The sequence below is a fragment of the Mesorhizobium sp. B1-1-5 genome (assembly GCF_006443065.1).
GTDB lineage: Bacteria > Pseudomonadota > Alphaproteobacteria > Rhizobiales > Rhizobiaceae > Mesorhizobium.
The window spans coordinates 1-1,129 of sequence record NZ_VFWS01000561.1 but is presented as its reverse complement, the minus strand read 5'-3'; the positions used below and the strand labels follow the sequence as shown (position 1 = coordinate 1,129).

Sequence of the window (1,129 nt, the reverse complement as noted above, 5' to 3'; positions counted from 1 at the left end):
CCGATGAAGGCGTTCATGATGCCCCATACCGTGCCGAACAGACCGACGAAAGGCGCGGTCGAGCCGATCGTCGCCAGCAGGCCGGTGCCGCGCGACATGCGTCGCGCCGCCGCCGCCTCGATGCGTGTCAGGCGCGAGGCAACCCGTTCCTTTAGCCCGTCGCCGCCGGCATGGTCGAGCGCGCCGGCCGAAAGTGCCGCTTCTTCCTCCGCCGCCCGCACCAGCAGGGCGCCGGTGCCGCCGTTGCGGCCGAGCGCGCGGCTCGCCTGCTTCAGCGTCGCGGCATTGCCGATGGCCCGCGCGGCGCGACGGGCGCCAAGCTTGCCGGCAAGCACTTCCAGCGACTTGGCCAGCCATATCGTCCAGGTGACGAGCGAGGCGAAGGCCAGCCCGATCATCACCGCCTTGACGATGATGTCGGCAGCCATGAACATGCCCCATGGCGACAGATCGTGCGGCAAGCTCAGCGCCGGCGAGGGCTCGGCCGCCGTACCGGCCCCGGCTTGCGGCTGTGCAGGCGCTGGGGCTCCCACGGGAGCGGCGGGCGCGGCCGGCGATGGTGCTGGCGCCGTAATGGTGGCGGGCGTGCCGCTTGCCGGCTGCTCCTGCGCCGGCGCGCTGGCGGCCGCCAGCATGGCGGATGCAAACAGCGCTGCGACCAAACCGGTTCTCGACATCGTCTTCTTCCTCGTTCTCACAGCCGCCAGCCTCCCCCGCCGTGGCGCTGAAGCGTCACTGGACGTAGCCGACGGGCTGGCCTGTGACGGGGTGCGCGAACACGCCCATCTCGACCCCGAAAATGCCCTTGAGCACATCGCCTTGCATGATTTCGCCGGGCGTGCCGCGCGTCAGCAGCCTGCCGTCCTTCAGGGCAATCAGCTCGTCGCAATAGCGCGCCGCCATGTTGGGATCGTGCAGCACCACGACGACGCAAAGGTCGCGCTTGCGGCTGAGATCCCTGACCAACCCAAGCACCTCGACCTGATGGGCGATATCGAGCGCCGAGATAGGCTCATCGAGCAGCATGACGCCGGCATCCTGCGCCACCAGCATGGCGAGCCAGGCGCGCTGGCGCTCGCCGCCCGACAGCTCGTCGACCAGCCGGTCGGCAAAGCTGGCCATGTCGGTC

At 69.9% G+C, this 1,129-nt stretch carries 2 protein-coding genes; both read right to left on the bottom strand.

From position 1 onward, the window contains the following. The coding region (gene exbB, locus FJ980_RS33295) for a tonB-system energizer ExbB (protein WP_140547633.1) at positions 1-677 on the bottom strand (677 nt) is incomplete at its 3' end. Between the two features lie 55 nt (positions 678-732). Then, the coding region (locus FJ980_RS33290; RefSeq protein ID WP_140547632.1) for an ATP-binding cassette domain-containing protein at positions 733-1,129 on the bottom strand (397 nt) is incomplete at its 5' end.